Source organism: Pantoea sp. Z09 (assembly GCF_022394795.1).
GTDB classification, from domain to species: Bacteria; Pseudomonadota; Gammaproteobacteria; order Enterobacterales; family Enterobacteriaceae; genus Pantoea; species Pantoea latae.
In genome coordinates this window covers 3171243-3196671 of record NZ_CP092373.1, presented here as the reverse complement: position 1 = coordinate 3196671, position 25429 = coordinate 3171243, and the positions used below count along the sequence as shown (strand labels likewise).

Annotated in this window: 20 protein-coding genes; 11 read left to right on the top strand and 9 right to left on the bottom strand. The window is 59.8% G+C overall.

All coding sequences use genetic code 11. The features are described 5' to 3' along the window. Positions 1-3: 3 nt before the first annotated feature. Positions 4-858, top strand: a complete 855-nt coding sequence (gene ampE, locus MC269_RS15320) for a beta-lactamase regulator AmpE (RefSeq protein ID WP_239952917.1) — start codon at positions 4-6, stop codon at positions 856-858. Here the strand turns inward: ampE and MC269_RS15315 are convergent. The 3 genes from MC269_RS15315 to aroP all read right to left on the bottom strand — a co-directional run bounded on the left by MC269_RS15315 (position 840) and on the right by aroP (position 4730). After that, the gene (locus MC269_RS15315; protein WP_239952916.1) at positions 840-1799 is read right to left on the bottom strand and encodes a family 43 glycosylhydrolase; all 960 of its coding nucleotides are present in this window, start codon (positions 1797-1799) and stop codon (positions 840-842) included. The two genes, ampE and MC269_RS15315, sit on opposite strands and share 19 nt — an antisense overlap. Further along, positions 1796-3208, bottom strand: coding sequence for a glycoside-pentoside-hexuronide (GPH):cation symporter (locus MC269_RS15310; protein ID WP_239952915.1), 1413 nt, complete (start codon positions 3206-3208; stop codon positions 1796-1798). Before MC269_RS15310 ends, MC269_RS15315 begins: the two co-directional genes overlap by 4 nt. 166 nt (positions 3209-3374) lie before the next feature. Continuing rightward, entirely contained in the window at positions 3375-4730 is a 1356-nt protein-coding gene (gene aroP / locus MC269_RS15305; RefSeq protein WP_081138544.1) for an aromatic amino acid transporter AroP, read from the bottom strand. A 513-nt stretch (positions 4731-5243) separates the two neighbouring features. On the opposite strand from aroP, the gene pdhR reads away from it, so the two are divergent. The 6 genes from pdhR (at position 5244) to yacL (ending at position 15942) form a co-directional block, all read left to right on the top strand. After that, positions 5244-6008 (top strand): pyruvate dehydrogenase complex transcriptional repressor PdhR, encoded by a 765-nt coding sequence (pdhR, locus tag MC269_RS15300; protein WP_081138542.1) that lies wholly within the window; start codon positions 5244-5246, stop codon positions 6006-6008. Positions 6009-6130: 122 nt separating this feature from the next. Then, positions 6131-8797 (top strand): pyruvate dehydrogenase (acetyl-transferring), homodimeric type, encoded by a 2667-nt coding sequence (gene aceE / locus MC269_RS15295; protein ID WP_081138539.1) that lies wholly within the window; start codon positions 6131-6133, stop codon positions 8795-8797. A 14-nt stretch (positions 8798-8811) separates the two neighbouring features. Further along, positions 8812-10704 carry a pyruvate dehydrogenase complex dihydrolipoyllysine-residue acetyltransferase gene (gene aceF, locus MC269_RS15290; protein WP_239952914.1) on the top strand — a complete coding sequence of 631 codons (1893 nt, stop codon included), beginning with the start codon at positions 8812-8814 and terminating at the stop codon, positions 10702-10704. Between the two features lie 298 nt (positions 10705-11002). Then, positions 11003-12427 carry a dihydrolipoyl dehydrogenase gene (gene lpdA, locus MC269_RS15285; RefSeq protein ID WP_239952913.1) on the top strand — a complete coding sequence of 475 codons (1425 nt, stop codon included), beginning with the start codon at positions 11003-11005 and terminating at the stop codon, positions 12425-12427. Positions 12428-12830: 403 nt separating this feature from the next. Continuing rightward, positions 12831-15428, top strand: a complete 2598-nt coding sequence (acnB, locus tag MC269_RS15280; RefSeq protein ID WP_239952912.1) for a bifunctional aconitate hydratase 2/2-methylisocitrate dehydratase — start codon at positions 12831-12833, stop codon at positions 15426-15428. Between the two features lie 151 nt (positions 15429-15579). Further along, positions 15580-15942, top strand: a complete 363-nt coding sequence (yacL, locus tag MC269_RS15275) for a protein YacL (RefSeq protein WP_081138527.1) — start codon at positions 15580-15582, stop codon at positions 15940-15942. Position 15943: 1 nt separating this feature from the next. On the opposite strand, the gene MC269_RS15270 is transcribed toward yacL, so the two are convergent. Together MC269_RS15270 and MC269_RS15265 are read right to left on the bottom strand one after the other, a co-directional pair. Beyond that, on the bottom strand, positions 15944-16369 hold the full coding sequence (locus MC269_RS15270) for a type II toxin-antitoxin system VapC family toxin (RefSeq protein WP_239952911.1): 426 nt from the start codon (positions 16367-16369) through the stop codon (positions 15944-15946). After that, positions 16366-16620: a type II toxin-antitoxin system Phd/YefM family antitoxin gene (locus MC269_RS15265; protein WP_239952910.1), complete on the bottom strand. Its 255-nt coding sequence runs from the start codon at positions 16618-16620 to the stop codon at positions 16366-16368. Before MC269_RS15265 ends, MC269_RS15270 begins: the two co-directional genes overlap by 4 nt. A 250-nt stretch (positions 16621-16870) precedes the next feature. Here MC269_RS15265 and bla point away from each other — a divergent pair, with 250 nt between their 5' ends. Next, complete coding sequence (gene bla, locus MC269_RS15260) at positions 16871-17674, top strand: class A beta-lactamase (RefSeq protein WP_239952909.1); 804 nt, start codon at positions 16871-16873, stop codon at positions 17672-17674. A gap of 44 nt (positions 17675-17718) precedes the next feature. Here the strand turns inward: bla and MC269_RS15255 are convergent, their stop codons facing one another. From MC269_RS15255 to MC269_RS15240, 4 genes are read right to left on the bottom strand one after another with little or no spacing between them, the layout of a single operon-like run. Continuing rightward, positions 17719-19038, bottom strand: coding sequence for an MFS transporter (locus MC269_RS15255; protein ID WP_239955133.1), 1320 nt, complete (start codon positions 19036-19038; stop codon positions 17719-17721). Between the two features lie 42 nt (positions 19039-19080). Beyond that, the gene (locus tag MC269_RS15250; RefSeq protein WP_239952908.1) at positions 19081-20034 is read right to left on the bottom strand and encodes a phosphoglycerate dehydrogenase; all 954 of its coding nucleotides are present in this window, start codon (positions 20032-20034) and stop codon (positions 19081-19083) included. Positions 20035-20093: 59 nt separating this feature from the next. After that, positions 20094-20978: a dihydrodipicolinate synthase family protein gene (locus tag MC269_RS15245; RefSeq protein WP_081138514.1), complete on the bottom strand. Its 885-nt coding sequence runs from the start codon at positions 20976-20978 to the stop codon at positions 20094-20096. A gap of 10 nt (positions 20979-20988) precedes the next feature. Next, positions 20989-22137, bottom strand: a complete 1149-nt coding sequence (locus MC269_RS15240; RefSeq protein ID WP_239952907.1) for an iron-containing alcohol dehydrogenase — start codon at positions 22135-22137, stop codon at positions 20989-20991. Between the two features lie 189 nt (positions 22138-22326). On the opposite strand from MC269_RS15240, the gene MC269_RS15235 reads away from it, so the two are divergent. The 3 genes from MC269_RS15235 to MC269_RS15225 are packed head-to-tail and all read left to right on the top strand — an operon-like array spanning position 22327 to position 25327. After that, positions 22327-23586, top strand: a complete 1260-nt coding sequence (locus MC269_RS15235; protein ID WP_239952906.1) for a four-carbon acid sugar kinase family protein — start codon at positions 22327-22329, stop codon at positions 23584-23586. Beyond that, positions 23579-24559, top strand: coding sequence for a D-threonate 4-phosphate dehydrogenase (locus tag MC269_RS15230; protein WP_239952905.1), 981 nt, complete (start codon positions 23579-23581; stop codon positions 24557-24559). The genes MC269_RS15235 and MC269_RS15230 overlap by 8 nt, the downstream gene beginning before the upstream one ends. A gap of 6 nt (positions 24560-24565) precedes the next feature. Continuing rightward, on the top strand, positions 24566-25327 hold the full coding sequence (locus tag MC269_RS15225; protein ID WP_239952904.1) for a DeoR/GlpR family DNA-binding transcription regulator: 762 nt from the start codon (positions 24566-24568) through the stop codon (positions 25325-25327). Positions 25328-25429 lie beyond the last annotated feature (102 nt).

Here is a 25429-nt window from a genome sequence, read left to right as displayed (position 1 = left end):
GGTATGACGTTGTTTTCCTTGTTACTGGTGTTAGGTTGGGAACGGCTGTTTAAACTGGGCGAGCACTGGCAGCTCGATCATCGGCTGGAGCCGCTGTTCCGCCGTCGCCGCCGTTTTTCGCTGCTGCGCACGCTGGGGATGACCCTGCTGGCGATGGCGATCGCCGCGCTGGTGATCTGGAGCCTGAAAGGCGTGCTGTTCGGCGTCGCGCAGCTGCTGCTGTGGATCCTGATCGGCCTGCTCTGCATCGGCGCCGGATCGGCGCGCCTGCACTATCACGCCTATCTGAAAGCGGCGAGCCATGACGATGTGGCGGCCCATCAGGCGATGGCGGCCGAGCTGACGCTGATCCACGGCGTGCCGGTGGAGTGCAGCGAACGCGAGTTTCTGCGCGAGCTGCAAAACGCGCTGATCTGGATTAACTTCCGCTTCTATCTGGCGCCGATGTTCTGGCTGGTGGTGGGCGGCCCATACGGGCCGGTGCTGCTGGTGGGCTACGCTTTTCTGCGCGCCTGGCAGAGCTGGCTGGCGAAGCATCAGTCGCCGCTGGCGCGCGCGCAGTCAGGCGTCGACGGCCTGCTGCACGTGGTCGACTGGATACCGGCGCGGCTGGCCGGCGTCGCCTATGCGCTGCTGGGTCACGGCGAAAAGGCGCTGCCCGCCTGGTTTGCCGCGCTGACCGATCGTCACCGTTCGCAGTATCAGGTGCTGACCAGCCTGGCGCAGTTTTCGCTGGAGCGCGATCCGCACATGGATAAAGTCGAAACGCCCCGCATCGCGGTGGCGCTGGCGAAACGCATCTCGCTGGTACTGGTTGTGGTGGTGGCGCTGCTGACCATTTACGGCACGCTGGTGTAATCCGCAGGCGGCACGCCGAAATCGGGCGTGCCGTCGTCGCGCCAGCTAAAGTTTTTCAGCCGCGTATGACGGTTAGGATCCCACAGCGGATCCCCTTCGATTTCCGTGTAGTTGCGGGCGTGATAGACCAGCAGGTCATCGCCGTTCTCATCCTGCGTAAAACAGTTGTGGCCCGGTCCGTACTGGTGATTATCCCAGTTTGAGGTAAAGACCGGCCGCGCCGATTTATGCCAGTTGGCGGGATTGAGCAGATCCTGCTCGTCGTCGATCGACAGCAGCCCCATGCAGTAGTTTTCGTCGGTGGCGCTGGCGGAATAGGTGACGAACAGCCGGTTGCCGTGCTTGATCACCGCCGGTCCCTCATTGACGCTAAAGCCAGCGCACTCCCACTCATACTCCGGCCGGCTCAGCATCGCCGGCGTGCCTTTCAGCGTCCAAGGATTAAGCAGCTCCGCCAGATAGAGGTTGGAGTTGCCTGGAATCGCCGGATCTTTCTGCGCCCACAGATACCAGTTTTTGCCCTGATGCACGAAGTGCGTGGCGTCGAGCGCGAAGCTGTCGAACTGGCTGAAGACCCGGCGCGGCGCCTGCCAGCGTCCGCTGAGCGGATCGGCGTCGTCGCACACCAGCGCGTACATGCGGTGCTGAAACAGGCCGTCTTTGATGTCGCGCGTCGGCGCGGCGGCGAAATAGATCACCCACTGGTCGTCGATGCGGTGCAGCTCCGGCGCCCAGATCAGCTCGCTGCAGGGGCCGGTTTCCGGCTTATGCCACACGGCGACCGGCTCGGCATGTCGCAGCCCCAGCAGCGTGCTGGCGCGACGCAGCTCCAGCCGGTCATAGGCGGGCACCGAGGCGATAAAGTAGTAGTGCTTCTCATGGCGCAGGATAAAGGGATCGGCCCGCTGTTCAATAAAAGGGTTCGGCCAGGCTGTGCTCATTTCGCTTCTCCGGGTTGGGTGACGGCGCCGTCGCGCTGACGAATATCATGCAGTTCGCGGAAGTTGGCGCGACGCAGCGCGAGATCGTCCTGAATGGTGCGCATCAGCGCGCGGTCCACCTTGAGCAGGCGCACAACGCCTGCGGTAATCAGATAGCCTACGCCAGGGATCACGGTGAACAGCAGCATAATGCCGTTCACCGCCTGCGGCGACTGCTGTTTCGCGCCCGCGTCGTAGCCGTAAATTGAGAGTAAAAAGCCGACCATCGCGCCCGCGACCGCCAGTCCCACCTTGAGGAAAAACAGGTTGCCGGAGAAGCTGATGCCGGTAATGCGCTTGCCGGTTTTCCACTCGCCGTAGTCATCGACGTCGGCCATCAGCGACCAGTGCAGCGGCGACGGGATCTGATGCAGGATGTTCAGCAGGAAGTAGGCGACGATCACCGCGACGGTGGCGTGGGGATCGATCCAGTAAAACCCGCAGGAGAAGAGGGCCAGCGCGATGTTGGTCCAGAAAAAGACCTTCAGCTTGCACCAGCGGTCGGTGAGCAGCTTCGCCAGCGTGCTGCCCAGCATCATGCCCACCACGCCGAGGCTGATAAACAGCGTGGCGAAGTGCGTGCTCTGGCCCATTACCCAGGTGACGTAGTACATGGTGGCGGCCATGCGGATAAAGCCGGGACAGACGTTGCAGAAGGTGAGCAGCAGAATGCGCACCCACTGGTCGTTTTTCCACACGTCGCGCAGGTCGTTTTTCAGGTCGTCATGGGTCGGTACCGCTGGCCGAATACGCTCGCGCACCATAGCGAAGCAGAAGAGAAACATCCCCAGCCCAATCAGCGCCAGCACGCTCATCGCCAGCTGATAGCCGCGCGCCTTGTCCGCGCCGCCGAACCACTCCGCCATCGGCAGCAGCGACAGCGAGAGGATCAGCGTGGCGATGCCAACCATAACAAAACGGTAGGACTGACAGGAGACGCGTTCGCCCGGATCGTTGGTGATCACGCCGCCGAGCGAACAGTAGGGGATATTGATGGCGGTATAGGTCAGCGACATCAGGAAATAGGTGATGAAAGCCCAAATCACTTTATTGTCGTAGCTCCAGTCCGGCGTGGTGAACATCAGCACGCTGAACAGCACGTAGGGCACCGACACCCACAGCAGCCAGGGACGGAAGCGGCCCCAGCGGCTCTGGGTGCGGTCAGCGATAGCGCCCATAATGGGATCGGTGACCGCATCCAGCACGCGCACCGAGAGCAGCAGCGTGCCCACCAGCGCAGGCGCCAGGCCAAAAACATCCGTATAAAAGTAATTAAGAAACAGCATGATGGCGCCGCCGATCATATTGCAGCCTGCATCGCCCATGCCGTAACCCAGCTTTTCGCGAAAAGAGAGGGCGGAATCCTTCATGGTGGTTATCCTGCGCGTTGGGTAAGAGCAGAGAATTATCGGTGCTGAATCAGCAGGATGGCTGGGAGCAAATAGTCAGTAAGATGGACAAAACAGGCGCGGCGGGAAAAGTGTGAGCTGGATCGAGAGGGAAAACAGCCCGCCGACCAGGTCGACGGGCTGAACGTCAGGCGCGCTGCGCCTTGTTTTTAACGGCGTAGCCGATGGCGAGGATAACCAGCCAGACCGGGATGAGCCAGACCGAGATCGCCATACCCGGCGTCATCAGCATAATCACCAGAATGGCCGCCATAAACGCCAGGCAGAGCCAGTTGCCGAAGGGGTAGAGCAGGGCTTTAAAGCGCGTTGTCACGCCCTGCTGATCTTTCTTACGGCGGAATTTCAGGTGCGCCATGCTGATCATCGCCCAGTTAATCACCAGCGCGGAGACCACCAGCGACATCAGCAGGCCAAAGGCATCGCCAGGCATCAGGTAGTTAATCAGCACGCAGAGCGCGGTCGCTGCGGCGGAAACCAGAATGGTGGCCACCGGCACACCGCGGCGGTCCACTTTCAGCAGCGCTTTCGGCGCGTTGCCCTGCTGCGCCAGGCCAAACAGCATACGGCTGTTGCAGTAAACGCAGCTGTTGTAGACCGATAGCGCGGCGGTCAGGATCACCACGTTCAGCGCGTTCGCCACCAGCGCGTCACCCAGCTCGTGGAAAATCAGCACGAAGGGGCTGGTGTCCGCGGTGACGCGCGTCCAGGGCATCAGCGACAGCAGCACCGCCAGCGAGCCGATATAGAAAATCAGGATGCGGTAGATCACCTGATTGGTGGCTTTGGGAATGCTCTGCTCCGGGTTATCCGCTTCTGCGGCGGTAATGCCGACCAGCTCCAGACCACCGAAAGAGAACATAATGATCGCCATCATCATCACCAGCCCGCTGAAGCCGTGCGGCAGAAAACCGCCCTGCGCCCAGAGGTTGGAGACGCTCGCCTGCGGGCCGCCTGTGCCGCTGAACAGCAGCCAGCCGCCGAACAGGATCATGCCGATAACCGCCACCACTTTGACGATTGAGAACCAGAACTCCATCTCGCCATAGACTTTGACGTTGGTCAGGTTGATGGCGTTGATCAGCACGAAGAACACGGCGGCGGTAATCCAGGTGGGCACGTCCGGCCACCAGAACTGAATATATTTGCCGACTGCGGTCAGCTCGGCCATCGCCACCAGCACGTAGAGCACCCAGTAGTTCCAGCCCGACGCGAAGCCGGCGAAGTTGCCCCAGTATTTGTAGGCGAAGTGGCTAAAGCTGCCGGCGACCGGCTCTTCGACCACCATCTCTCCCAGCTGACGCATAATCAGGAAGGCGATAAATCCGGCGATGGCGTAGCCGAGGATCACGCCCGGCCCGGCGGCCTGGATCACCGATGCGCTGCCCAGAAACAGGCCGGTACCTACCGCGCCGCCCAGCGCGATCAGCTGAATATGGCGGTTTTTCAACCCGCGCTTCAGCGTGTCGCCGTGCTGTTGTTCCATACAAACCTCATGTTGTTTTAATTCTTCTGTTGCAGCGCGATGGCTGTCAGGAAGTGGTTACAATAACGTACTGATTTATTTACGGTATCAGGCGCCTTCTCTGTCAGCGGATGCTACCCTGGCGACAAGAATAGTGATATGCGATGCGCTTTGCACCTGCTTTCGCTTTTCGTGCTAAGAAACAGCTGAAAAAGCATCGTCGCCGTCACACTGCCGCCTGCGCCTGTTCTGCCACGAATTAACGCGAAAGACGAATAAGGTTGTCTTATGGTCTGCTGGAGAGGTGCGCTTAACGCTGTGTAAGGTTTGGTAAAAGTAACGGGATTTAACACAGGGCGCGCGTGCTTGTTTCTGGTTTTCTGGCGGTGACTTAAGCGCGCGCAGCGCGCTGTATCACAAGGATTGTGACCGGCGTCATATAGACACAAGGTGAATACTTTGTTACTTTACGGCCAACTTTTTGGAATTGGTATTACCAATTTACTTCGGACAGCAGCTTGATAAGAAGGGAAGATGGCTTACAGTAAGATTCGCCAACCCAAGCTCTCTGATGCCATAGAGCAGCAGCTGGAATCTCTGATCATGGAAGGGACGCTACGTCCTGGCGAGAAGCTGCTTCCCGAACGTGAACTCGCTAAACAGTTCGATGTCTCACGTCCATCCCTTCGCGAAGCGATACAGCGTCTGGAAGCGAAAGGTTTGCTGCTGCGCCGTCAGGGCGGCGGCACTTTCGTCCAGCAGCATCTCTGGCAAAGCCTCAGCGATCCGCTCGTCAGCCTGCTTACCAAGCATCCGGAATCTCAGTTCGATCTGCTGGAAACGCGCCATGCCCTTGAGGGCATCGCGGCCTATTACGCGGCGCTGCGCGGCACGGAAGAGGATATCGAACGTATCCGCCACTGCCATGTGCAGATACAGCAGGCGCAGGAGAGCGGCGACCTCGACGCCGAGGCGAATGCAGTGATGCAGTATCAGATCGCTGTCACAGAAGCCGCCCATAATGTGGTGCTGCTGCATTTGCTGCGATCGATGGGGCCGATGCTGGAACAAAACGTTCGACAGAATTTTGAATTGCTCTACTCGCGCCGGGAAATGCTGGCGAAGGTGAGCGGTCACCGCGCCAGTATTTTCGAGGCGATTGTCGCTCGCGAGCCGGAACAGGCGCGCGAGGCTTCGCATCGTCACCTGGCGTTCATAGAGGAAATCTTGCTGGACAGAAGTCGGGAGCAAACTCGTCGTGAACGCTCCCTGCGTCGTTTACAGCAACGTAAGGAATAACGCGCGGCAACGAACGCGCGGACATTAACGACGGGCCTGTCTCCTTGTGCTTTGGCAGCAGAGTACAGGGAGACAGGCTCCTGACAATTCAACGTATTAGACACAGATAAGGAATACCCCCCATGTCAGAACGTTTACAGAATGACGTGGATCCGATCGAAACTCGTGACTGGCTACAGGCGATCGAATCGGTCATCCGTGAAGAAGGTGTTGAGCGTGCGCAGTATCTGATCGATCAGGTGCTGAGCGCGGCCCGCAAAGGCGGCGTTAAAGTGGCGGCAGGCGGTAACGCCGTCAGCAACTATATCAACTCTATTGCCGTTGAAGACGAGCCGGAGTATCCGGGCAACACGTCTCTGGAGCGTCGTATCCGTTCCGCGATCCGCTGGAACGCCATCGTATCGGTGCTGCGTGCCTCGAAGAAAGATCTGGAGCTGGGCGGTCATCTCTCCTCATTCCAGTCTTCCGCAACCATCTATGAAGTGTGCTTTAACCACTTCTTCCGCGCGCGCAGCGACAAAGACGGCGGCGATCTGGTTTACTTCCAGGGTCATATCTCTCCGGGTATCTACTCACGCGCCTTCCTGGAAGGCCGCCTGACCGAAGAGCAGATGAACAACTTCCGTCAGGAAGTGCACGGCAACGGCCTCTCATCTTATCCGCACCCGAAACTGATGCCGGACTTCTGGCAGTTCCCAACCGTTTCAATGGGTCTGGGTCCGTTGAACGCCATCTATCAGGCGAAGTTCCTGAAGTATCTGGAGCACCGCGGCCTGAAAGACACCTCTAACCAGACCGTTTACGCCTTCCTCGGCGACGGCGAGATGGACGAGCCGGAATCCAAAGGCGCGATCACCATCGCCACCCGCGAGAAGCTGGACAACCTGGTGTTCATCATCAACTGCAACCTGCAGCGTCTGGATGGACCGGTCACCGGCAACGGTAAGATCATCAACGAACTGGAAGGCATCTTCGCGGGCGCCGGCTGGAACGTGATCAAAGTGATCTGGGGCGGTCGCTGGGACGAGCTGCTGAAGAAAGACACCAGCGGCAAGCTGATCCAGTTGATGAACGAAACCGTTGACGGCGACTATCAGACCTTTAAATCCCGCGACGGCGCCTACGTGCGCGAGCACTTCTTCGGCAAATACCCGGAGACGGCGGAACTGGTCAAAGAGTGGTCAGACGAAGAGATCTTCGCCCTGAACCGCGGCGGCCACGATCCGAAGAAAATCTACGCGGCACTGAAGAAAGCGCAGGAGACCAAAGGTCAGCCGACGCTGATTCTGGCGCATACCATTAAAGGCTATGGTATGGGCGACACCGCGGAAGGCAAAAACATCGCGCACCAGGTCAAGAAGATGAACATGGATGGCGTTCGCTACATCCGCGATCGCTTCAACGTGCCGGTGGCCGACGAGAAAATCGAAGAGCTGCCGTACGTCACCTTCGAGAAAGGCTCCGAAGAGTACAACTACCTGCACGGCCAGCGCGAGAAGCTGGGCGGCTATCTGCCGACCCGTCAGGCGCAGTTCACTGAAAAACTGGAAATGCCGAAGCTGGAAGAGTTCAAGGCGCTGCTGGATGAGCAGAGCAAAGAGATCTCGACCACTATCGCCTTCGTGCGCGCCCTGAACGTGATGCTGAAAAACAAGTCGATCAAAGATCGTCTGGTGCCGATCCTCGCGGACGAAGCCCGCACCTTCGGTATGGAAGGTCTGTTCCGTCAGATCGGCATCTACAGCCCGAACGGTCAGCAGTACACGCCGCAGGACCGCGAGCAGGTTGCTTACTATAAAGAAGACGAGAAAGGCCAGATTCTGCAGGAAGGGATCAACGAGCTGGGCGCAGGTTCATCCTGGCTGGCGGCGGCGACCTCTTACAGCACCAACAACCTGCCGATGATTCCGTTCTACATCTACTACTCCATGTTCGGTTTCCAGCGTATCGGCGACCTGATGTGGCTGGCGGGCGATCAGCAGGCGCGCGGCTTCCTGGTCGGCGGCACCTCTGGCCGTACCACGCTGAACGGCGAAGGTCTGCAGCACGAAGATGGCCACAGCCATATTCAGTCGCTGACCATCCCGAACTGTATCTCTTACGATCCGGCGTACGCCTATGAAGTGGCGGTCATCATGCATGACGGTCTGGTGCGTATGTACGGCGAAGCGCAAGAGAACGTTTACTATTACATCACCACGCTGAACGAAAACTACCACATGCCAGCGATGCCGCAAGGCGCTGAAGAGGGTATCCGTAAGGGTATCTACAAGCTGGAAACCGTGGAAGGCAGCAAAGGCAAAGTGCAGCTGCTGGGCTCAGGCTCTATCCTGCGTCACGTGCGCGAAGCGGCGCAGATCCTGGCGACAGATTACGGCATCGGCTCCGACGTCTACAGCGTCACCTCGTTCACCGAACTGGCGCGCGACGGCCAGGACTGCGAGCGCTGGAACATGCTGCACCCGACCGAAGAAGCGCGCGTGCCGTACATCGCTCAGGTGATGAACGACGCGCCGGCGGTGGCATCGACCGACTACATGAAGCTGTTCGCTGAACAGGTTCGCAGCTATGTGCCAGCCAGCGACTACCGCGTGCTGGGCACCGACGGCTTCGGCCGCTCCGACAGCCGTGAGAACCTGCGTCACCACTTCGAAGTGGACGCCTCCTACGTGGTGGTGGCTGCGCTGGGCGAACTGGCTAAACGTGGCGAAATCGACAAGAAAGTGGTGGCGGACGCGATCGCTAAGTTCGACATCGATGCCGATAAAGTTAACCCGCGTCTGGCTTAAGAGGTAAGAGAGTAATGGCTACTGAAATTAAGGTACCGGATATCGGGTCTGATGAAGTTGAAGTCACCGAGATCCTGGTGAAGGTTGGCGACAAGGTGGAAGCCGAGCAGTCGCTGATCACCGTAGAAGGCGACAAAGCCTCTATGGAAGTCCCCTCGCCGCAGGCAGGCGTGGTGAAAGAGATCAAAATCGCGACCGGCGACAAAGTCGAAACCGGCTCGCTGATCATGATTTTTGACGCAGAGGGCGCGGCAGACGCGGCGCCAGCGGCGGAAGAGAAGAAAGCCGAAGTCGCTCCGGCGCCGGCGGCCGCCTCTACCGCAGCCAAAGAGGTTAACGTACCGGATATCGGCGGCGACGAAGTAGAAGTCACCGAGATCCTGGTGAAAGTCGGCGACAAAATCGAAGCCGAGCAGTCGCTGCTCGTGGTCGAAGGCGACAAAGCCTCAATGGAAGTGCCTGCGCCATTTGCGGGCACCGTCAAAGAGATCAAAATCGAAACCGGCGCGAAAGTCAGCACCGGCTCGCTGATCATGATCTTCGAAGCGGAAGGCGCAGCGCCGGCAGCGGCGGCGAAGCCGGAAGTGAAGGAAGCGGCGACCTCTGCACCGGCGGCAACCGCGGGCGCGAAAGAGGTCAACGTGCCGGATATCGGCGGCGACGAAGTGGAAGTCACCGAAGTGCTGGTGAAAGTCGGCGACAAAGTGGCAGCCGAGCAGTCGCTGATCGTGGTTGAAGGCGACAAAGCGTCAATGGAAGTGCCTGCGCCGTTCGCCGGCACCGTCAAAGAGCTGAAAGTCGCGACCGGCGATAAAGTGAGCACCGGCTCGCTGATCATGGTGTTCGAAGTGGAAGGCGCGGCGAAAGCCGAAGCGCCGAAGCAGGAAGCCGCGCCCGCGCAGGCACCGGCGAAAGCGGAAGCGCCTGCCGCGGCCGCCGCGCCGAAGGCTGACGCGAAAGGCGACTTCGCCGAGAACGACGCCTACGTGCACGCCACGCCGGTTATCCGTCGTCTGGCGCGCGAGTTCGGCGTTAACCTGGCGAAGGTCAAAGGCACCGGTCGCAAAGGCCGTATCCTGAAAGAAGACGTGCAGAGCTACGTGAAGGACGCGGTGAAACGCGCCGAAGCGGCACCTGCGGCCGCCGCCAGCGGCGGAAGCCTGCCAGGCCTGCTGCCGTGGCCGAAAGTGGACTTCAGCAAGTTCGGCGAAGTGGAAGAAGTCGAGCTGGGCCGCATCCAGAAAATCTCTGGCGCCAACCTGAGCCGTAACTGGGTGGTGATCCCGCACGTTACGCACTTCGACAAAACCGATATCACCGATCTCGAAGCGTTCCGCAAGCAGCAGAACGCCGAAGCGGAGAAGCGCAAGCTGGACGTGAAATTCACCCCGGTGGTGTTCATCATGAAAGCGGTCGCGGCCGCGCTGGAGCAGATGCCGCGCTTCAACAGCTCACTGTCGGAAGATGCGCAGCGCCTGACGCTGAAGAAGTACATCAACATCGGCGTGGCGGTCGATACGCCGAACGGCCTGGTGGTTCCGGTCTTTAAAGACGTGAACAAGAAAGGCATCACTGAGCTGTCTCGCGAGCTGATGGCGACCTCGAAGAAGGCGCGCGACGGCAAGCTGACCGCCAGCGACATGCAGGGCGGCTGCTTCACCATCTCCAGCCTGGGCGGCCTCGGCACCACGCACTTCGCGCCGATCGTCAACGCGCCGGAAGTGGCTATCCTCGGCGTCTCCAAGTCGGCGATGGAGCCGGTGTGGAACGGTAAAGAGTTCGTGCCGCGTCTGATGATGCCGATCTCGCTCTCCTTCGACCACCGCGTGATCGACGGAGCGGATGGTGCGCGTTTCATCACCATCATTGGCAATATGTTGTCCGATATTCGCCGTCTGGTGATGTAAGTACACTCAAGGCCGGCAATCGCCGGCCTTGTTGTAAAGATTCGTGGCATCGCGGTTTGCAGTTTATTAACAATTCTGTAAACTCTTGCGGTGAAAAATGTCCCGGTGGAGCAAAGGACATCGTGAGCCTGTTTCGTCAGGCGTAACTGACTCAGTCAGTTGTTGACGCCCAGCGCGCAGCACCCGCAGCGTACTTAAGATACGCGAGGCGTCGCGCACTGCCCGGATGCAAGTGGCCGACCAGCCTGATGAAAAACGCTCTACGTCTGACCCGCCGGATCACAACTAAGAGGTCATGATGAGTACAGAGATTAAAACCCAGGTCGTGGTACTTGGGGCTGGTCCTGCAGGTTACTCTGCAGCCTTCCGTTGCGCTGATTTAGGTCTGGAAACCGTACTGGTAGAGCGTTACAGCACCCTCGGCGGTGTCTGTCTGAACGTGGGCTGTATCCCGTCAAAAGCGCTGCTGCACGTTGCTAAAGTGATCGAAGAGGCGAAAGCCCTGGAAGAGCACGGCATCGTGTTTGGTCAGCCCTCTACGGACATCAACAAAGTCCGCACCTGGAAAGAAAAAGTCATTAACCAGCTGACCGGCGGCCTCGCAGGTATGGCGAAAGGGCGTAAAGTCAAAGTGGTTAACGGCCTGGGCAAATTCACCGGTGCCAATACTCTGGTTGTGGAAGGAGAAGGCGGCGCGACCACCATCAACTTCGACAACGCTATTATCGCGGCCGGCTCGCGTCCGATCACGCTGCCGTTTATTCCGCACGACGACCCGCGCGTGTGGGACTCTACCGATGCGCTGGAGCTGAAAGAAGTGCCGGAGCGCATGCTGGTGATGGGCGGCGGTATTATCGGTCTGGAAATGGGCACCGTTTACCACGCGCTGGGTTCGCAGATTGACGTGGTTGAGATGTTCGATCAGGTTATCCCGGCGGCTGATAAAGACGTGGTGAAAGTCTTCACCAAGCGTATCGCCAAACAGTTCAACCTGATGCTGGAAACTAAAGTCACCGCGGTCGAAGCCAAAGAAGACGGCATCTACGTGACGATGGAAGGCAAAAAAGCGCCGGCTGAACCGCAGCGTTACGACGCGGTGCTGGTGGCGATCGGCCGCGTGCCGAACGGTAAAGGTCTGGATGCGGGCAAAGCGGGCGTGGAAGTGGACGATCGCGGCTTTATCCGCGTCGACAAGCAGATGCGCACCAACGTGCCGCACATCTACGCTATCGGCGATATCGTCGGCCAGCCGATGCTGGCGCATAAAGGCGTGCACGAAGGCCACGTGGCGGCAGAAGTTATCGCCGGCATGAAGCACTACTTCGATCCGAAAGTGATCCCGTCTATCGCCTACACCGAGCCAGAAGTAGCATGGGTCGGCCTGACCGAGAAAGAAGCGAAAGAGAAGGGCATCAGCTACGAGACGGCAACCTTCCCGTGGGCAGCCTCTGGCCGCGCTATCGCCTCTGACTGCGCTGACGGCATGACCAAGCTGATCTTCGACAAAGAGACGCATCGCGTTATCGGCGGCGCGGTTGTCGGCACCAACGGCGGCGAGCTGCTGGGCGAAATCGGTCTGGCGATCGAGATGGGCTGCGACGCAGAAGATATCGCGCTGACTATCCACGCGCACCCGACGCTGCATGAGTCGGTTGGCCTGGCGGCTGAGATCTTCGAAGGCAGCATCACCGACCTGCCGAACGCGAAAGCGAAGAAGAAGTAAGTTTTTCGCTGTTCAGAGAAAGCCTCCGGAAGGGGGCTTTTTTTATGGGACCGCCAGTCGATAACCCATAACCCAGACAGCAACAGATGCAAATAATCGCATGCTAAAAGTTATACCTGCGCCGCAAAGGCTGCCGCGCCGCGCCTGTGCGTCCGCTATGCAAATCGCCGCTGTTGATCAAAGCGGCTCTGACACTATGCTCTCTCACCCCAGCTAGCCCAAAAACCGAAAAACCGCACTTTTTTACCCGGTTAATTATGTTGTGTTTTTGTAAACAGATTAACAAACAGCCTGAACCCTGCTATGCTGCCCCACGCGGAACCGGGCACCTTACCCTACTCATGGAATGCTGTTGTCACCAGGGTGCACCGGAAACCCATACAATGTGAGCGAGGAGAACGTCGTGCTAGTAGAATACCGTAAGCACGTTGCCGAGCGTGCTGCCCAGGGGATCGTACCTAAGCCGTTAGATGCTTCCCAGATGGCCGCGCTGGTTGAACTGCTGAAAAACCCGCCAGCGGGTGAAGAAGAATTCCTGACCGATCTGTTGGTCAACCGTGTCCCACCCGGCGTTGATGAAGCCGCCTACGTTAAAGCGGGTTTCCTTGCCGCAGTCGCTAAAGGCGAAACGACCTCTCCTCTGGTATCCCCCGAAAAAGCGATTGAACTGCTGGGCACCATGCAAGGCGGTTACAACATTCATCCGCTGATTGACGCGCTGGACGACGCGAAGCTGGCGCCGATTGCCGCCAAAGCGCTGTCGCACACGCTGCTGATGTTTGACAACTTCTACGACGTTGAAGAGAAAGCGAAAGCGGGCAATACCCATGCGCAGCAGGTAATGCAATCCTGGGCGAATGCCGAGTGGTACCTGTCACGCCCCGAGTTGGCAGAAAAAATCACCGTCACCGTGTTCAAAGTGACCGGCGAAACCAACACTGACGACCTCTCTCCGGCGCCGGATGCCTGGTCACGCCCGGATATTCCTCTGCACGCGCTGGCGATGCTAAAAAACGCCCGTGAAGGCATTCATCCGGATGAGCCGGGCAACGTCGGCCCGATCAAGCAGATTGAAGCGCTGCAGGCCAAAGGCTATCCGCTGGCTTACGTCGGTGACGTGGTCGGCACCGGCTCTTCCCGTAAATCCGCGACCAACTCCGTGCTGTGGTTCATGGGCGACGACATTCCGAACGTCCCGAACAAGAAAGGCGGCGGTCTGGTACTGGGCAGCAAAATCGCACCGATCTTCTTCAACACCATGGAAGATGCGGGCGCGCTGCCGATCGAAGTGGACGTGGGCGAGCTGAACATGGGCGACGTGATTGACGTCTACCCGTATAAAGGTGAAGTGCGCAACCACGAAACCGGCGAGCTGCTGGCCAGCTTTACCCTGAAAACCGACGTGCTGATCGACGAAGTGCGCGCCGGCGGCCGTATCCCGCTGATTATCGGTCGCGGCCTCACCAGCAAAGCGCGCGAATCGCTGGGCCTGCCGCACAGCGACGTGTTCCGTCAGGCGAAAGACGTGGCGGAAAGCGCACGCGGCTACTCGCTGGCGCAGAAAATGGTCGGTCGCGCCTGCGGCGTCGCGGGTGTTCGTCCGGGCGCGTACTGCGAACCGAAGATGACCTCGGTTGGCTCGCAGGACACCACCGGTCCGATGACGCGCGACGAGTTGAAAGATCTGGCGTGCCTTGGCTTCTCCGCCGATCTGGTGATGCAGTCGTTCTGCCACACCGCTGCCTATCCGAAGCCGGTCGACGTTAACACGCACCACACGCTGCCAGACTTTATTATGAACCGCGGCGGCGTTTCGCTGCGTCCGGGCGACGGCGTGATCCACTCGTGGCTGAACCGCATGCTGCTGCCGGACACCGTCGGCACCGGCGGCGACTCGCACACCCGCTTCCCGATCGGTATCTCGTTCCCGGCCGGCTCTGGTCTGGTGGCCTTCGCCGCCGCGACCGGCGTGATGCCGCTCGATATGCCGGAATCTGTGCTGGTGCGCTTTAAAGGCAAAATGCAGCCGGGTATCACCCTGCGCGATCTGGTGCACGCTATCCCGCTGTACGCCATCAAACAGGGTCTGCTGACCGTTGAGAAGAAAGGCAAAAAGAACATCTTCTCTGGCCGCATCCTGGAGATCGAAGGTCTGCCGGATCTGAAGGTCGAGCAGGCGTTCGAACTGACCGATGCCTCGGCCGAACGTTCAGCGGCGGGCTGCACCATCAAGCTGGATAAAGCGCCGATTATCGAATACCTCAGCTCCAACATCGTGCTGCTGAAGTGGATGATCGCAGAAGGCTACGGCGATCGCCGCACGCTGGAGCGTCGTATCCAGGGCATGGAAAAATGGCTGGCGGATCCGCAGCTGCTGGAAGCGGATGCCGACGCGGAGTACGCGGCGGTGATCGAGATCGATCTGGCGGACATTAAAGAGCCGATCCTTTGCGCGCCGAACGATCCAGACGACGCGCGTCTGCTCTCCGACGTGCAGGGCGAGAAGATCGACGAAGTGTTTATCGGTTCGTGCATGACCAACATTGGTCACTTCCGCGCGGCGGGTAAACTGCTCGACAGCCACAAAGGCCAGCTGCCGACCCGTCTGTGGGTGGCGCCGCCGACCAAGATGGACGCGGCGCAGCTGACCGAAGAGGGCTACTACAGCGTCTTCGGCAAGAGCGGCGCGCGCATCGAGATCCCGGGCTGTTCGCTCTGCATGGGTAACCAGGCGCGCGTACAGGACGGCGCGACGGTGGTCTCCACCTCGACCCGTAACTTCCCGAACCGTCTCGGCACCGGCGCCAACGTCTATCTGGCGTCGGCGGAACTGGCTGCGGTCTCTTCGCTGCTCGGCAAACTGCCGACGCCGGATGAGTACCAGCAGTTTATGGTGCAGGTGGATAAAACCGCCAGCGACACCTACCGCTACCTCAACTTTGATCAGCTGAATCAGTACACCGATAAAGCGGACAACGTGATTTTCCAGACAGCGGTCTGAGTTCTGCGCTAAAAACAAAGGGGCGATAATCGCCCCTTTTTCTTTTCTCGTTTCCCCGCAATAATGTCGCCCCGATCTCACATTAGCGTTGATGATGCGCACACACTCATTGGGTGCGGATCCACTCGCGTCATTAACCACAGGGTTACCCATGGAATACGAATTTTTACGCGACCTCACCGGGCAGGTGAAAGTCCGCATGTCGATGGATCATGAAGCGGTGGGCCACTGGTTCAACGAAGAAGTGAAAGAAAACCTGGCGCTGCTGGACGAAGTCGAAGCTGCGATGCGCGCAATCAAGGGCAGCGAGCGCCAGTGGCAGCGTATCGGCCACGAATATACGCTGTGGATGGACGATGAAGAGATCATGATCCGCGCCAACCATCTCGCCTTAGAGGATGACGGGCTGGAAGAGGGCATGAACTACTACGACGAAGAGAGCCTCTCTTTCTGCGGCGTTGAGGATTTTCTCGCCGTGATGAACGCCTACCGGCAGTTTTTGCAGGGGCGCTGAGTCAGGGCCATTCCCAGGGATTGAGCAGCTGCGCGCCCATGCCGGTAAAGTCCTTCAGGTTGCGCGTCACCAGCACCATATCGTGCTGCCAGGCGATCGCAGCGATTATGGCGTCATTTGCGGCGCGTTTATCCGGCACGTGCAGGCGTGCGCAGTAGCGCGCCGCGTCGACGTCGAAGGGAAGAATACGATCGTTAAACTCCCTCAGCACCGCCGTTTCAAACCACGTTCGCAGCCGGGCTGCCTGAGCAAGATCGCGGCGCGCCATCTGCGCGATGCCTTTCTCGATCTCCATAATGGTGATGACCGAAAGAAACATATCGCCGGCGTCGACGCTATCGGTCCAGGCGGAGACCGCAGGATCGATAGCGCGCGTACGCGCCTTGCGCAGTTCGGAAATCACGTTGGCGTCCAGCAAATATCTCATGAAAAATCGACGTCCCTGAAGCCCAGGTTGCCGCGTTCCGGCTCGAATTCAATTTCTGCCACGTCCGGCATCGCCAGCGCATCCTGAATATTGCGGCGCGTTCCGGTCAGCTTTTTATACGCCTCAAAGGTCAGCAGAACATGGGCGGGTTTGCCGCGATCGGTGATGTAGACCGGCCCTTCCTCCGCCGCTTTTTTGGCGTTCGACACCTGCTGGTTAAACTCTCTGCTCGACAGCGTGAAGATTTTCATCGCGCGCCTCCGCTTTTGTAGTGATGTTGCTACATTCTAGCAAGGGCTGCCGTTTTTTCAACCAGCGGGCAGCAAGAATATAGCGTCGCAAAAGGCGGTTAACGAATGTTTTGTTTAGGCTTTGCGTCGCGGCGCGCAAAAAGGCAAGCTGTGACCGACTTAAACATTACGGATGATCTTTATGCGTTTCATTACAACATGCATCACTATTACGTTTCTGCTGAATATGGTGGCCGCACAGGCGTCAGAGATGGATAACGCCCGCCTGGCGGCGGTCGCGCAGCAGGAAGAGCAGACGCTGAAGGCGCGTATCGGCGTCGCGGTGATCGACACCGGCGCGTCACAGGGCGCCAGCTACCGCGGCAACGAGCGTTTTCCGCTGAACAGTACTCATAAAGCGCTGCTGTGCGGCATGCTGCTTAACGAGCAGGAGAAAGGCAAACTGCGGCTTACAGAGCGCACCCAGTTCGATCGCGCCGCGCTGGTCACCTATTCGCCGGTTAGCGAAAAGTTTGTCGCGCCTGCCGATATGAGCTGGCAGCAGCTCTGCAGCGCGGCGATAAGCTACAGTGACAACACGGCGGCGAATCTGATTGCAGAAAAGCTGGGCGGACCGGCAGCGGTTACCCGGTTCTTCGCGCGCCTGGGCGACAAAGTCACGCGTCTGGATCGTCATGAGCCTGAGCTAAACAGCGCCATTCCCGGCGATGTGCGCGATACCACCACGCCGCTCGCCGTTAGCGAGACGCTGCGCAAGCTGACGCTGGGCGAGGTGCTGACGCCTGCGTCGCGCGCGCAGCTGCTGCAGTGGATGCATGATGACAAAGTGGCGGATGCGCTGCTGCGCTCGGTGTTACCGGCGGGATGGCGCATTGCCGACAAAACCGGCGCGGGCGAGTATGGATCGCGCTCGATCGTCAGCGTGGTGTGGCCGGAAAACGGCAAGCCGCTGATTGTGTCTGTCTATGTTACGCAAACAGAGGCAACGCTGGCGCAGAGCAACGCGGCGATTGCCCGCATCGGCAAGGCGATTTTCGCCGCCGTGCGTCAGTAGCAAAAAAGGCGCCTTATCCTCGGCGCCTTTTTTCAGCAACACCGTCAGACGCCGCTGGTTACCGCACGCGGCTCATGCACCTTCTCTTCATCGACGATCGGCTCCACTTTGCCCATCAGGAACAGGTAGTTGAGGATGCCGATCACCACCAGCACGGCGGAGAAGACCAGCGCCCAGGTGAAGTTGCCGGTGGCGCCGACAATCGCGCCGGTAATAATCGGGCCGACCGCGCCACCCATATTCGACACCGTGTTCTGCAAACCGGCGACGATCGAGACGCTGTTCTTCGGCGCGACATCGCCCGGCAGCGCCCAGACCTGCGAGGCGGCGACGGTGGTGCCTGACTTGGCGATACAGAGCAGCAGCACGGTCATAAACACCGATTCGGTAAAGGGCGCGAAGCCGATGCAGAGCGCCATCAGCAGGCCGATGGTCAGGAACAACTTGCGCGTGGCGGTCAGCGACAGCAGCTTTTTATGCACGATGCGATCCGACGCCCAGCCCGCCAGCACCTCGATCACCATGCCGCAGATCAGCGGCAGCGCGGCGACGAAGCCCATCTTGAGAAAGTCCATGCCTTTGTCTTTCACCAGATAGGTCGGCAGCCAGGTAATAAAGAAGTAAGAGGTGTAGTTAATGGTGAAAAAGCCGATGCACATCGCCCAGATGTTGCGGTAGCGCAGCAGCTTGTACCACTTCATTGGGCGCACGCCTTTCTCGCCGTGCTTCTGCGCCTGGCCGTCGCGGATCAGACGCACCTCGTTCCGATCGATCTTTTTATGATCTTCCGGGTTCTCGGCGTAGATAAAGTACCAGGCGATCACCCAGAACAGACCGATAGCGCCGATCACCAGGAAGGTAATGCGCCAGTCCACCATGGCGATCATCCAGACGATCAGCGGCATTGCCACCGCGCCGCCGAATTTCGAGGCGCTGTCAAACAGGCCTGAGACGGTGGCGCGTTCGCGATCCGGGAACCAGCGCGCGGCGATGCCCGCGTTGCTGGGATAGGCGGCCGCTTCGCCGACGCCCAGCGCCAGACGCAGCGCCAGCAGCGACTTAAAGCCGGTCGCCAGGCCCATCGCCATAGTGGCGATCGACCACCAGCCGACGGCGATGCCCAGCCCCTTTTTCTGGCCGAAGCGGTCGGCGAACCAGCCCGCCGGGATTTGCAGCAGCGCATAGGACCAGAAGAAGGCGGCCATAATCAGGCCCATCATCTCTGGGTTGATCTCCAGCTCGGTGATCAGATGCGGCGCGGCGGCGGAGAGCACGGTCCGGTCAATATAGTTAATGGCAACCGCCAGCCACATCAGGCCAGCGATCCACCAGCGAATTTTGGTCGAGCGCAGCGTAGGGTTCATCATTGTTTTCCACTCGAATCAGGTTGCAGGCGAGGGCGGCGCTTACGCCAGCCCGTTCATCACGTTGACCGGCCGCTCATGCTGTTGAACGCACTGCAGGATCTGCGATACGCAGCGTTCGCCGATGGCGCTGATGGCACCGTCGGTATAGCCGGCGATATGCGAGGTCGGGATAAAGTTGCTCAGGCTAAACAGCGGATGGGTGGTCAGCGGCTCCTGAACAAAGACGTCAGCCGCCGCGCCCGCAATCACGTTGTCCTGCAGCGCCTGGAAGAGATCCTCTTCATTCACCACGCCGCCGCGCGACACGTTGATCAAAAAGGCGCTTTTCTTCATGCGACGCAGGCGCGCGCCGTCGAACAGGTTGCGCGTCTGGTCGGTCAACGGCGTATGCAGGGTGATGAAATCGCTCTCTTCCGTCAGCCGATCGAGGCTGACGAAGGTGACGCCGTGCTCGGCGGCAAACGCCTCGTCGGGATAGAAATCAAAGGCGATGACGCGCATGTTGAAGCCTTTTGCGCGCAGCGCCACCTGCTTGCCGATATTGCCCAGCCCGATAATACCCAGGGTTTTGCCGTAGACGTCGGTGGCGAAAATGCGCGGCCAGCTTCCGGCGCGCGTTTCCGTCGCCGCCTGCGTCACCTGACGCGCGGCGTTGAGGATCAGCGCAAAGGCGAAGTCGGCGACGGCGTGCTTGTTGGCGTCCGGCACGTTGGTAACGTAGATGCCACGTGCGCGCGTGGCGTCAAGGTCGATATTGTCGACGCCGACACCGTGCTTGCAGACGATCTTCAGCTGCGGCGCCTGCGCCAGCAGCGCCTCGTTTACCTCGGTAAAGGCAACGATCATCGCCACCGTTTCCGGCAGGTGTGGCGCCAGCGCCTCAGGCGACGCGTCGGCGGGCAGGGTTACCAGCTCGAAGCCGTGCTGGTTGAGGATTTCAATCGGCGCCGCGTCATATTTTGCGAACGACGGCGAAGTGCAGATTACTTTCATCGCGTTTCCCGGTGTATAAGTCGAACAGGCAAGGGCAGCAACGGCTGCCCTGACGGCCATTACTTCAGGTACTGATTGACGACCTGACGGATTTTTTGCTCTTCGTCGGCGCTAAAGCGCACCGCGTAGCGGCTCTCGCCGACGTCGTAGCCGAGCAGCGCCACCGCTTTCTTCACCGCCGCCGGCGAGAAGCCGATGCTGTAAAGATCGGTGCGCAGGCCGGTCACGTTCTCCTGCGCCGCGCGCGAACCCTCGATATCGCCCGCGTTGAAGCGCGCCCAGATGGCGTTGATCTCATTTGGCGCGGCGTTGGCCAGACCGGAGATACAGGCGGAGCAGCCGTCGACGAAGCCCTGATGGATCAGCGAGTCGGGGCCGTTGAGCACGTCAAAGTTCTCGATGCCTTCCGCTGCCTTAATAAAGCCGCTCAGGCTCTCATAGCTGCCCGCCGAATCTTTGATGCCGATAATATTGGGATGCGACGCCAGCGCGCGCACGGTTTCCGGCTGCAGCGTGTTGCCGGTGCGCGCCGGAATGTTGTAGAGGAACAGCGGCACCTCAAGGGCGTCAGCCACCGTCTGGTAGTGGTAGATCAGCTCGTCCTGCTTGAGCGGCACAAAATAGGGAGTGATCACGGAAACGGCATCGACCCCCAGCTTCGCAATCTGTTTGCCGAGACGGATGGTCTCACGCGTCGAGATCTCGCCGATATGCGCCACGACCGGCGCGCGGCCGTTAACCTCATCGACGCAGGTTTCAGTCACCGCGACCTTCTCCTGCTCGTTCAGCACAAAGAATTCGCCGTTGGTGCCGCCGCAGAAGATGCCGTTGCCCGCATCCAGCTGGCGTTTTACCTGCTCGCGCTGGGCGGCCGGGTTAAAGGCGCCTTCCCGATCGAAACAGGTGACAATAGCGGTCAATACGCCGGTAATTTTCTGGCTCATACAATCCTCTTTATTCCTGGTGTGAAGGGAACAACGTCAGGTAGACGTCACGGACGTCATTCGCGCTGACGGCAGCGGGCACGTTCTTCATCAGACGCTGCACGTCGAGCGCCGCTTCCACTAAATAGGGCAGGTGATCCGGGCCGATGCCAAGCTCTTCAAGGCTGGCGGGCAGCCGCAGACGTTTAACCAGCGCGGTGAAGTAAGCCACCAGCGCGTGCGATTTCGCCTCGTCGTCCAGCGCGAGATCGGCGTCGGGCAGCAGATCGTAGGCCTGAGCGAATTTGCTCACCGCGGAGGGACGAACAAAGGTCATGCAGGGCGCCAGCAGAATGGCGTTGGCGACGCCGTGCGGCAGATGATATTTGCCACCCAGCGGATAGGACATGGCGTGCACCAGATGCGTGCCCGCGTGGGCGATGGCCGCGCCGCCGTAATAAGAGGCCCACAGCATATCCAGCCGCGCCTGCAGGTTATGTGGCTCGGCAACGGCGGTTTCGAGGCTGGCGAACAGCTTTTTCATGCCGATCAGCGCGTAGTTGTCGCTGACGGGATTCGACACCGTGGCGGTGAAGCATTCGATCAGATGGCACAGGGCGTCGATGCCGGTGGAAGAGGCGATATGCGCCGGCATGCTGGTGGTCAGCTCCGGCACCAGCGCCACGAAGTCGGGCAGCATTACCGGCGAGATAATGCCAACTTTGGTTTCGCGCTCCGGGATCGCCAGAATGGCGTTCGGCGTCGCTTCCGAGCCGGTGCCTGCGGTGGTCGGGATCAGCAGCGAGGTGGTGCGCGTCACCGGTTTTTCGCCCGCCAGCAGCGCCTCCAGCGACGGGGCGTGGTCGACGCAGAGCACCGACAGCAGCTTGGCGACATCCAGCACGCTGCCGCCGCCGACGCCAATCACCAGATCCACGTCACGCGTGGGCAGCGCCGCCAGGATTGCCGCGACGTCGTGCTGGCTCGGCTCTGGCGGCACGCTGTTGATCACGCTAACGCTGGCGATGTGCTGCTTCAGTTGGGCGATCAGCGCCTGCACCGCCGGAATGGTTTCAATATTCTTGTCGGTCACCAGCAGCGCGCTGGCCTTCTCTTTCAGCAGATAGCTAATGTCGTTCAGCGCCTGATAGCCGCTAATTACCGTGCTGTTGATGTTCATTTCATACCCTTATTACTGCGGTTCCAGACTGAATGATTGGTTTTGCTCACGTCAGTGCGATGTCTGTCACTTACTGTGCCTCAATTTATAGGGCATATTGATTTCGATTAATTTGATCTTGCTCACATATAATCAATCATGATTGAATATAATCATTCACAGCGGCACAGAGCCGAATCGGGAGAGAAAATGACGCAGAAGTCCTGGAAAACGCCGGTGATGGTGATCGCGGATGATTTTACCGGCGCCAACGACGCGGGCAGCGGACTGGCCCAGGCGGGGGCGCGCGTGCATGTGCTGTTCAGCAGCGAGACGCCGCTGGAGGCAGACGCCGCCGACGTCTGGGTGATCAGCACCGACAGCCGTGCCCTCAGCGCGCAAGAGGCGGCCGCGCGCACGGAAGCGGTGGTGCGTCGGCATCAGGCCTTTATTGCGCAGGGCTGGCTGTTTAAAAAGATCGACTCCACGCTGCGCGGCAACATCGGCGCAGAGGTGCGCGCCGCGCTGGCCGCCAGCGGCAAACAGCGGGCGCTGATTGTGCCTGCCGTGCCGCGGCTGGGGCGCGTCACGCTTGGCGGTGAAGTGCGGGTGAACGGCGTGCCGCTGCTCGAAACCGAATACGCCAGCGATCCGAAAACGCCGGTGATCAGCGCACGCGTCTTAACCCAGCTGGGGATCGACGGCAGTGAAATCGATCTCGCCACGCTGCGCAGCGATCGCTTTCCTGCGCGTCTGGCTGAGGCAGAGGGCGCGGTGGTGATCGATGCAGAGCACGAAAGCGATATCGCACGCATCCTGGCCGCTGCCGCGCAGCTTGACGACACCCCGCTGCTGGTCGGCGCAGCCGGTCTGAGCGACGCGCTCGGCGCGCAGCTTGCCGCACGTGACGCCGCGCCGGTGCTGGCGGCCATCGGATCGATGAGCGCCAGCGCGCAGCAGCAGATCGCCCGGCTGGCGGCACAGCGAGAGATTACGCTGGTGGAGGTGGATATCCGCCAGCTGTTTGACCTGCCGCGCTGGCCAGACGGCGAACAGTGGGCCGCGCAAGCCATCGCCGCGCTGCGCGACGGGCGTCATACGGTGCTCCGCACCTGTCAGCGCGCCGATCAGCGGCATGAGATCGACGCGCTTTGTCAGCAGCAGCAGATCACGCGTCAGCAGCTTGGTGAGGCGATTTGCCGGTTTTTAGGCGAGCTGATCCTGACCATCTGCCGCGCGCAGCGGCCTGCCGGGCTCTATCTTTCCGGCGGCGACGTGGCGATTGCGGTGGCGCAGGCGCTGGGCGCCAGCGGCTTTCAGATTCAGGGCATCGTGGCGGGCTGCGTGCCGCACGGCGTCCTGCTTAACAGTGAATTTACCCTGCCGGTGATGACCAAAGCGGGCGGTTTTGGCGACGAAAACACCCTGGTAGCAGCCATTCGTTTTATTGAGGAGAAGTCGAGTGAGTAAAATTATTGCGGTGACCATGGGCGATCCGGCGGGCATCAGCCCGGAGATCGTCATCAAAGCGCTGGCGGAAGGCGACCTTAACGGCGCGCCAGCGGTGGTGGTGGGATGCGCGGCGACGCTGCGTCGCATCCTTGCCCTGAATATTACGCCGCAGGTTGAGCTGCGCGTGCTGGATAGCGTAAAAGAGGCGCATTTTGCGCCGGGCATCATCAACGTGATCGATGAGCCGCTGGCCGATCCAGACACTCTGAAGCCCGGCGTGGTGCAGAAGCAGGCGGGCGATCTCGCCTGGCGCTGCGTTAAGCGCGCCACCGAGCTGGCGCTGGCGGGCGAAGTGCAGGCGATCGCCACCGCGCCGCTGAATAAAGAGGCGCTGCACTCGGCGGGTCATCTCTATCCCGGCCACACCGAACTGCTGGCGCATCTGACCGACACCAAAGATTACGCGATGGTGCTCTACACCGATAAGCTAAAGGTCATTCACGTCACCACCCATATCGCGTTGCGCAAATTCCTCGACACGCTGAACCAGACGCGCATTAAAACGGTGATCGGCATGGCGGACACCTTCCTGCGCCGCGTCGGCTTTGAAAAGCCGCGTATCGCGGTGGCGGGCGTCAACCCGCACGCCGGCGAAAACGGCCTGTTCGGCGACGAGGAGATCACCACCGTCGCGCCGGCGGTGAAGGCGATGAAGGAGCAGGGCATCGAGGTTTTCGGTCCCTGTCCGCCGGATACGGTGTTCCTGCAGTGTCAGGAAGGGCAGTATGATATTGTGGTGGCGATGTATCACGATCAGGGGCATATCCCGTTGAAACTTCTTGGTTTTTACGACGGTGTTAACATCACTGCCGGTTTGCCGTTTATCCGCACCTCTGCGGACCACGGTACCGCTTTTGATATCGCATGGACAGGAAAAGCGAAGTCTGAGAGCATGGCGATCTCCATTAAACTCGCGATGCAGCTAGCATAGGGAAATATGAAGGGACAAAGTCGCCTTGACCAGATTATGGACTATCTGAAAAGCCATAATCTGGTGACTGTTGATCAGCTGGTGAGTGCGATCTCCGCCTCGCCGGCAACCATTCGACGTGATTTGATTAAGCTGGATAAGGAAGGGGTGATTAGCCGTAGCCACGGCGGCGTCACGCTGAATCGCTTTATTCCGGCGCAGCCCACCACGCTGGAGAAGATGCAGCGCAATCTGGCGGAGAAGCAGGCGATTGCCCATCACGCCGCCACCTTTGTCCAGTCGGGTGACGCGGTGGTGCTGGACGCCGGCACCACCATGCTGGAGCTGGCGCGTCAGCTGACGCATCTGCCGCTGCGCGTGATCACCGCCGATCTGCATATCGCGCTGTTTCTGTCCGAATTCAAACAGATTGAAGTGACCATCATCGGCGGCCGCATCGACGACTCCAGCCAGTCCTGTATCGGCGAGCACGGGCGTCATCTGCTGCGCAGCATCAACCCCGATATCGCTTTCGTCAGCTGCAACTCCTGGAGCCTGGAGCGCGGCATTACCACGCCGACAGAAGAGAAGGCCGGGCTGAAGCGGGATCTGCTGGCAAATGCGGGGCGCCGTATCCTGCTGGCGGACAGCAGCAAATATGGCTCCTGGTCGCTGTTCTGCGCCGCGCCGGTGGATGAGCTGACCGATGTGGTGACCGACAGCCGCTTAGACGATGAGGTGTGCCGCACGCTGCGCGAGCGCGGCATTGCGCTGACGCTGACGGATTAGGTTTGCTGAACAGGCTGCGTCCTTTTTTCACTTGCTGGACTCAATAAGAGAGATGCGCGGAGAATATCGTGCGTCTGTTGGGTGTGGGTGGGGTTAAGCGCT